We start from the raw sequence: 7,316 nt of genomic DNA, 5'->3' as shown, positions 1-7,316 counted from the left end.
GTGGTGGGGTGCGTGCGGGGGTTCAGCCGCCCAGCAGGGGGGCCATGCGTGCGGGCTGGTCCAGGCCCTGGCCCCACAGGGCGGCGAGCCTCATGTCGGCGGCCAGGGCGGCGACCATGCCGTGGACCTTCTCGTGGGCGGGATCGTTCCGGTTCCAGTAGGCGTTGACCATGGCGCCGAAACCGGCGGTGTGGTCGCCGTGTTCGGCGTCGTAGAGGGCCATGGCCTCCCGTAGGAACGCCTCGTCCAGTGCGCCGCCGGCGGCGTGCTGGCGCTGGGCGAGCTCGGCGAGGTTGACCCCGGACAGGGTGGCGGCGGCCGCGCCCTGGCCGCCGGCCACTTCGGGGGTGCGGGTCAGGCCGCCGATGCCGACGACGGGGCGGCCCCGCCCGGTCAGGGCGACGGCGTCGCGGACCTGTGGTTCGACCCGCGTGAGCAGCTCCGAGTGGGGGATGAGTTCGCATGCGCGCAGGTGTGCACCGAGGTCGGTGTCGACCTGCTCGGTGATCAGCGCGGTCATGTGCTCCCAGATCGTGCTGGGCGGGTAGGCGGAGGGCACCCGGTCGGGCAGGCCGTCCTGCCGGGTCTGGGGGCGCGCTTCGGCGGGGCGCCGGTCCACGGGCAGGGTGTCGAACACCCCGCCGGGGCGGGCCAGGATCTGCACGCACGCCCCGGCGATGGTCGGCACGACGATCTGCCGTGTGGAGGCGGGGTTGGAGTGGGCGAGCACCAGCTGGTGGGTCAGCGGCACCATGGCCACCACCGGGGTGATGAGCACTTCCGCTCCGGGGAGGCTGTACATGTCCAGGCAGGCGCCCTCACCGGGACGGTAGGGGTCATCGGCCCACTCGAACCCCTCGATATGGGCCTGCAGGACGATCCGGGAGGAGGCGCCCGAGGGCCGGTCGAGCACCGGGAACATGGTGCGCATCGGGTTGTTCTCGCCGCCGCCGATCACGCACACGTTGAACTTGTCGGCGAGGATGTCCAGGTCGGCGGCCCGGCACGTGCTCTCGTGCAGGGTCGCGCCCTGCTCGTCCAGCAGCTGCATCCAGCGGCCGCCGATCAGCCGGGAGTCGATGGCGGTGGTCTGCCCCTCGCCCGGGAGCGGGGCGATGATCTGGACCGGGTCGGTGGCGCCGCCGGTCAGGACCAGCCGCACCGCCGTGGCGGTGGGCGCGTCGGCCGACCACAGGTCCAGCCCCAGTTCTTGCTCCCACAGGCGGGTGGTGGGCAGGCTCACCTGCGTCAATCCGGGCGGGGAGCCCAGGATCTCCTCCTTCGTGAACCGCGACATCACATCCACCCGCCAGCCGTGGCGGGACAGGGCGGTGGCGGCGGTGAGCACCGACCGTCCGGTGCCCACGAACAGCGCCGAGGGGCGCTCCTGGTGTGCGGTGGTCATGATCGTGCTCCGATCTCGTCGATGGCGGTGAGCAGGTCCGGGGCCAACTGGGGGTCGCCGACGACCACCGGCGTGGTGTAGTTCAGCCCCCACACGGCTCGGACCACGTGCGGGTCCGGGTCGGCGCCGTCGGTGGGCGCGGTCATCGCGACCATCGGCAGGTCGGCATAGGCCAGCGCGGTGGGGACGACCCCCGGGGCGCGGCCGGAGACAGTGGGGTCGCCCACGATCAGCACCGCGGCGGCGGCGCGGGCGAGATCGGCCCATCGGGCGTCCTCGCCCGGAACCCCGGCGGCGGCCACGATGACGACCTGGTGAGCGGGGGAGGGCAGGGCGACCCCGACCCACATCGACCCGGGCAGGTGGGTCTGCACCGGCAGCGCCCCGGTGTCGGTGATCTGCCCCAGGGAACGGGTCAGGGGCTGGTCGGGGTCCGCGCCGACCAGCGCCAGCACGTCCACGCGCACATGCTCGGCGCTGTGCCCGCGCGTCCAGGCGCTGAGCCGGGCGGGCAGCCAGTCCGGGCGCAACACCGTGATGAGGTCGTGCTCGCGCAACCGGTGCAGGCCCACGTACACCCCGATCACCGGCTCCTCCACGCGGGCGGCGAGTTCCACGGCGGTGGCGGGGCGGCGCAGATGGCGCAGTCCGTGCAGCAGTGCGAGGGCGGTGTCGTCCAGCCCGGCCGGGACGGACATGTGTTCGGTGGCCTGCACCAGGGTGGACAGGCCGATCCCGACCGGGCGCAACCGGATGCGTAGCGGCGCGGGGGGAGCGTCCTGCCTCATGCCGTCTCCACCAGGGGGCGCAGGGCCTCGCCGAGCAGGACCAGGTGTCGGCCGAGGTCGGGGAGCTCCAACGCGCTGCCGTCGGGCCGCGGGGGTGCGTCGGCGACCAGGCCGATGGTCTCCACGACGGGGTAGACCACCACCGGCCACCCCGCACCGGGGCGCGCGGGCCCGCCACCGGCGCCGTAGGTCAGCGTGATGAGCTGCGCGACCTCTCCGCGCAGGCCCGCGCCCTTCCGCCACAGCGCGCAAGGCACCGCCTGCGTCATGGACAGCAGGCGCTGGTAGAGGGCTCCGGCCTGCTCGGCGCGCATCTGCGTCCGGGGGTTGACGGGGACCTCGTCGCCGCCGGCGAACGCGATGACGACGCCGTCGTCGTCGAAGAGCACCACATCGCCGAGCCGGTGCTCGTCGCGGAACCGGGTCAACCGTGGCGCGAGACGGCCGTTCTTCTGGTGCGCCAGGGGCGCCGTGGACGTGTGCATGCGCCCAGACTCACCGGAGCGGCCCGCAGGCGTCGATGGTGTGGCGGCAACACCGGTGTTGCCAGATGGCAACGCAGGTCAGCGACTCACCGATGAGATGTTTCGTAGGAACAGACCAACGGCCCCGCCCGTGGGGCGGGGCCGTCGTCGCCGGTGGTTCAGTGCAGGGGGAGTGCTGTGGCGTCGTCCCACCGGTACAGGTGGCCCTGGCGGCGCAGGGCGATGAGGTGGACGCGGTCGATCTGGACCGCCACCGGTCCGCCTGCGGCGGCCAGGTCCTCGCGCACCGGCTCCAGCGGCAGGCCGGTGGTGTTGGCGTAGGCCAAGGACACGTGCGGCCGCCACACGGTCCCGCCTTCGACCGCGTCGTTGCCGAGCACGCCGCCGATCGCCTCGCGCACCCGCTCGCGCACCGCGTCCAGAGCGCGCGCGCCTTCGCCGCGGGCGGGCAGGTTGACGCCCTCGGCGTCGATGGTGGCCGGTCCCAGCTCGACCGTGATCGGCCCGGTCCCGGCCAGGGACCGGCGGGCGGCCGCCGCCACGCGGGCGGCCTGGTCCTGGTTCACTACGGCGGTGTCGCCGACGCCCTGCATCGTCAGGTGCAGCCACCGGTCCGGCACCAGATCCCACCCGGTGCGCTCCACCAGGGGCCGCAGCCGGGCCGCCTCCGCCACCAGGGCCGGTGTCCCGGGCTGGTCGGCGAACGTGGCATGGACGGTGTACCACCGCGTTTCGGGTCCCCAGCCGGGGCGCACCCACCAGTGGTCACGGGTGCGGTGGTCGGTACTCGGTTCGGGGTCGGTCAACACCACAGGGCAGCTCCTTAGGGGCGGGCGAACTGGTTGATGCGCTCTCTGAGCGTGTCGGCTTCGGTGCCCTTCGGCAAGGCGCGTCCGACCTGGCGCATCCGCAGCCGCAGCGGTTGGGCACGCTGCTCCTGGGGGGTGTCCAGGATCGGCACCACCGCGGCCATGGCCTCCTCGGCACGGTCCAGGCGGGCTAGGGCCAGCGCGCGGTGCAGCTGGAGCATCCTCTCCGACCCGTGGTTGCGGACCATGCGGTCGGCGGCGAAGTCCAGTCCTTCCTCGGCGACCGCGACGGCTTCGGCTGGGCGGTCCAGGTCCAGCATCGTCTCCACGAAGTAGCCGTAGGCCCGGGACGGCCCGCACGCCAGCGGCCCGGCCAGGTCGCTGTCCTCGGTGGGCTCCAGGTCGATCGCCCGGCGGGCCTGGCCCAGCAGGTCCAGCGCCGCCTCCTCCTCGCCCAGATGGGCGTGGTCCTGGGCCAGGGCGCTGAGCGTGATCAGCAGGGCGCCGCCCCGGACCCGGTGCGCGGCCTCCAGTCCGGCGGCGGCGTGGCGCGCCCCCTGGCGGCGGTAGGCCTGCCAGTAGGAGATCGTGCGGCGCAGCACCGCGGTCCATGCCGCGACGCCCTCGTGGCCGCTGTACTCGGTGCAGGCCGCGGCCGCGCGGGCGTGGACCCCGGCCAGGTCCGGGCGGCCGCGGTCCACGCACACCCACCCGGCCAGTGCGGCGTGCCAGCCGGCCAGCGCCCACACCTCCCGGGCCCGGGTGGGCGCGGGGCTGCGGATCCGCCAGGCCGTGACATGGGCGTCGATCTCCACCAGCTCGGCGAGGGTCTCCTCGATCGGCACGGTCAGGTAGCGGGCCGCCGAACCGCGCAGGTGCTCGTCCACGGCGGCCGCCGACCACTCGCCCACGGCGTCCTGCTCGACCTGGAGCAGGAGACCGGCGCTGGAGCGGCTCAGCGTCTCCAGCAACCGCTCCGGCCCTGGGCCGACCGGGGCGGCGGTGCCGGTGTCGATGGGATCGGCCGCCGTGGGCGCTCCCAGGGCGGCCAGCGCCGCCCGGATGGTGTGGGCGTTGGAGAGCTTGCGGCGGCCGTTGATCTCCCGCGACACCGACGCGGCGGACAGCCCGGTCAGGCGGGCCAGGTCCGCCTGCCGCAGGTCGGTGTGCCGCTCCACCAGGCACAGCACGGCTCCCAGGTCCTGACGGGCCGCGGCCGCGCGGGCCTCGGGTAGGCCCCAGAACCAGGCGGGGACCGTGGTGGCTTCGGACCAGGTGTCCGGCAGGGACATCATCGGGTGTGCCCTTTCTGCGTGCGTGTGCCGTCGGGGGTGGGCTGGGGCGCCCAAGGGGACCAAGCACCGGCCACGACCGGGGGAGGAAAGGGCGGGACCGATGCGGCGCCGGGGGTGAGACCTCCCCGGTCGGATGGCGGCGCCGCACCGGGCCTCACGCGATCACCGGAGCGGGTTCGGTGGGGTGGGAGCCGGGGACTAGGGCCCAGACCAGGTGGCCCCGGTCGGGATGCTCATCCAGGAGCGGCCGTGCTCCCCAGGCGCGGGAAAGGGCATCCACGAGCACGAGGCCGCGGCCGTGCTCGACGTCGGTTGCGCGCCCCAGGGCGGGGGCGGTGCCGTCGTCGCTGCCGTGGTCGCGCACCGCGACTCCGACGGTGCCGTCGTGCTCGCGGAGCAGGGCCAGCACCAGCGGGAGGTGGCTGCGGGTGTGCACAACGGCGTTCGTGACCAGTTCGGAGGCGATGAGCTCCAGGACGTCGATGGCGTCCCCGCTCACTCCCCATGTCTGGGCCGTGGATCGGACCCAGGCTCGACCGGCCGCCGGGGCGTCCAAGGTGCTGTCGATGCGCGTAGAAGTGATCCGGGGCGCGTGGTGCCTTCGATCCTGGTCAGCCCTGGGGGCCGGTATGGCGGTGGGGGTCACCACGTCCTCACCCCCCGACGGTCCCGTTCGTTGTGCGGGTGATCGAGAGCGGCTGGTCGGGCGGTAGGGTTCGGCATGTTCTCACCGTTTTCGCACGTGGGTGGGAGCCGTACCTCGGGGTCGTGACGCGGCCGCCGAGGCCTTTTTTTCTGTACACCCCTGACAGGTAAATGCCGTAGGGTGCCATGGCTCCACCATGCCCAGATAGCTATCGTGCGGCTACAGGTAGGCACTTATTCAGCCATAGTTGCAGCATGCCATGGCAAGTATTGGCATTCACCTGTCATACTTGTGGCATGGCGCGCACGAAGAATGTGGTTGATGATCTCGCTCTGTCCCGTTTCGCACAGGAACTGAAGGCACGACGTACCGAGGCCGGCCTGAGCCAGGAAGATCTGGGCAAGCTCGCCGGCTTCAGCCGCCAGGCGGTCGGCGAGGTTGAACGGTGCCGACAGCCGCCCACCCGCACACTCGCGTCGAAGCTGGACACGGCCTTGGGAGCCGGGGGCGAACTACTGGCCTTGTTCCCTCGGCGAGGGGTACCCGAGCGACAACGCCTCTTGGACGGATACGTCTCCCTGGAGGGCCAGGCCAGCGCAATCGACCAGTTCCACGCACAGGTCGTTCCAGCTCTGCTCCAGACCGAGGACTATGCCCGTGCTGACCTGGCCGGAACTGTCCCGCCCCAGCCTGCACCCGTGTTGGCCGCGTGGCTCCAGACGCGAATGAAGCGCCAAGAGGTGTTCCAGCGGGATCGGCCGCTGGCCGCGCAGTTCGTAGTGGACGAGGGCGCTCTCCGGCGGCAGATCGGCGGCCCCGACGTGATGGCCGCGCAGTACGTGCACATCCTGGAGCAGATGGAGAACCCGTTCATCGTCGTCCAGGTGCTACCGTTCGCAGCCGGCGCGCACCCTGCACAGCACGGGGCATGCACGATTCTGCACCTGGACGGGCCACCGGCTGAGTCCGTGCTATACGTCGAGACAATGGCTGAGAGCCGCATACACGCGGATCCCGCCACCGTCGCGACGGCCACCCGGCGGTTCGCAGCACTGCTGGGAATCGCTCTCTCCCCGGCAGCCAGTCGAGATTTCATCCAAGCACTAGCAGCAGAAGGACGCCCATGAGCATTCCGACCCCGCCCGACGAGCTGTTCTACAAGTCGTCGTACAGCTCTCAGGGCGGCGAGTGCGTGGAACTCGCACGGACTGGGCAGCACGCTCACCTGCGCGACACGAAGAACCGTGACGGTCTGTGCATCTCCGTTCCCGCGCAGGAGATGCTGGCCTTCCTCCGAGCAGCCCCCTCCGAGTAACCACACCAGCCCAGAAACAGATCGGCCCCTGCCAGGCTACGAGGCAGGGGCCGATCCATGTGCGAGGCCACGCTACTGGTCAGTCACGACCCAACGCCAGGACGAAAGGCCCGGATGCTCCTACGGCTGCGGGACCAGCGGGTGAAGGCTGCGACCAAGGACCCGCCGCGGTTCGTCCACCCACAGCCGGGTCCCTGCCTCATCCACTGTCAGTCCGAGCCGGTCTCGACCCGGTCGGCCCGCCGCGCACCAGGCCTCCCACGCTGCGCCGACCTCCGCCCACAAGTCCCGTGGTCCGTCCCGCCGCGCCTCGTAGGGGGCACCGGCCGGGGTGTACTCGCCCAGAGCCCAGGATCCGCCCTGGTCGTAGACGTAGATGGTCGCTTCCCCCGCCCACTCGGGGCGGTCCTGGGCCGCTTCGTAGGAGGCATATCGAAGGTCGGGGACCAGGTGGCCCAGGACGAGTTGCCATCCCTGGTGGGGGTGGGTGACCAGACGCGGGTTGACGGCGGTACGGCCGGCGACGGCGGTGGGGGAGTTCTGGTTCACGACCTCCCGGTGGGTCTTCGCACC

8 protein-coding genes and 1 pseudogene are annotated in these 7,316 nt (G+C 72.2%); 2 read left to right on the top strand and 7 right to left on the bottom strand.

The window, feature by feature from the left end:
• Positions 1 to 22: 22 nt before the first annotated feature.
• The 6 genes from ADL05_RS24485 to ADL05_RS24460 form a co-directional block, all read right to left on the bottom strand.
• A complete protein-coding gene (locus ADL05_RS24485; RefSeq protein WP_053619370.1) occupies positions 23 to 1,405 on the bottom strand; it encodes a hypothetical protein in 1,383 nt (460 codons plus the stop codon).
• Positions 1,402 to 2,193 (bottom strand): helix-turn-helix transcriptional regulator, encoded by a 792-nt coding sequence (locus tag ADL05_RS24480; protein ID WP_156366013.1) that lies wholly within the window; start codon positions 2,191 to 2,193, stop codon positions 1,402 to 1,404. Before ADL05_RS24480 ends, ADL05_RS24485 begins: the two co-directional genes overlap by 4 nt.
• Complete coding sequence (locus tag ADL05_RS24475) at positions 2,190 to 2,678, bottom strand: hypothetical protein (protein WP_053619368.1); 489 nt, start codon at positions 2,676 to 2,678, stop codon at positions 2,190 to 2,192. Before ADL05_RS24475 ends, ADL05_RS24480 begins: the two co-directional genes overlap by 4 nt.
• Positions 2,679 to 2,836: 158 nt before the next feature.
• Entirely contained in the window at positions 2,837 to 3,490 is a 654-nt protein-coding gene (locus tag ADL05_RS31290; protein ID WP_053619367.1) for a 2'-5' RNA ligase family protein, read from the bottom strand.
• An 11-nt stretch (positions 3,491 to 3,501) separates the two neighbouring features.
• Positions 3,502 to 4,782: a helix-turn-helix transcriptional regulator gene (locus ADL05_RS31285; RefSeq protein ID WP_053619366.1), complete on the bottom strand. Its 1,281-nt coding sequence runs from the start codon at positions 4,780 to 4,782 to the stop codon at positions 3,502 to 3,504.
• Positions 4,783 to 4,936: 154 nt separating this feature from the next.
• Positions 4,937 to 5,428 carry an ATP-binding protein gene (locus ADL05_RS24460; RefSeq protein ID WP_156366012.1) on the bottom strand — a complete coding sequence of 164 codons (492 nt, stop codon included), beginning with the start codon at positions 5,426 to 5,428 and terminating at the stop codon, positions 4,937 to 4,939.
• 296 nt (positions 5,429 to 5,724) lie between these two features.
• Between ADL05_RS24460 and ADL05_RS24455 the strand changes: the two genes are divergently transcribed.
• Both ADL05_RS24455 and ADL05_RS24450 read left to right on the top strand, forming a co-directional pair.
• The gene (locus ADL05_RS24455) at positions 5,725 to 6,555 is read left to right on the top strand and encodes a helix-turn-helix transcriptional regulator (protein WP_197285920.1); all 831 of its coding nucleotides are present in this window, start codon (positions 5,725 to 5,727) and stop codon (positions 6,553 to 6,555) included.
• A complete protein-coding gene (locus tag ADL05_RS24450; RefSeq protein WP_053619363.1) occupies positions 6,552 to 6,743 on the top strand; it encodes a DUF397 domain-containing protein in 192 nt (63 codons plus the stop codon). Before ADL05_RS24455 ends, ADL05_RS24450 begins: the two co-directional genes overlap by 4 nt.
• A 120-nt stretch (positions 6,744 to 6,863) precedes the next feature.
• Here the strand turns inward: ADL05_RS24450 and ADL05_RS30785 are convergent.
• Positions 6,864 to 7,316 (bottom strand): annotated as a pseudogene (locus ADL05_RS30785) (hypothetical protein); the annotation flags it as partial.

Origin of the sequence: Nocardiopsis sp. NRRL B-16309 (assembly GCF_001279585.1) — a bacterium.
In the GTDB taxonomy this organism is placed as follows: domain Bacteria; phylum Actinomycetota; class Actinomycetes; order Streptosporangiales; family Streptosporangiaceae; genus Nocardiopsis.
Note: the sequence above shows the minus strand (reverse complement) of the source record. Positions and strands in the feature narration are given on the sequence as shown.

Excerpts from the sequence above, each read along its gene's own strand:
- ADL05_RS24485 (WP_053619370.1), bottom strand. The coding sequence starts at position 1,405 with ATGACCACCGCACACCAGGAGCGCCCCTCGGCGCTGTTCGTGGGCACC.
- ADL05_RS24480 (WP_156366013.1), bottom strand. The coding sequence starts at position 2,193 with ATGAGGCAGGACGCTCCCCCCGCGCCGCTACGCATCCGGTTGCGCCCG.
- ADL05_RS24475 (WP_053619368.1), bottom strand. The coding sequence starts at position 2,678 with ATGCACACGTCCACGGCGCCCCTGGCGCACCAGAAGAACGGCCGTCTC.
- ADL05_RS31285 (WP_053619366.1), bottom strand. The coding sequence starts at position 4,782 with ATGATGTCCCTGCCGGACACCTGGTCCGAAGCCACCACGGTCCCCGCC.
- ADL05_RS24455 (WP_197285920.1), top strand. The coding sequence starts at position 5,725 with ATGGCGCGCACGAAGAATGTGGTTGATGATCTCGCTCTGTCCCGTTTC.
- ADL05_RS24450 (WP_053619363.1), top strand. The coding sequence starts at position 6,552 with ATGAGCATTCCGACCCCGCCCGACGAGCTGTTCTACAAGTCGTCGTAC.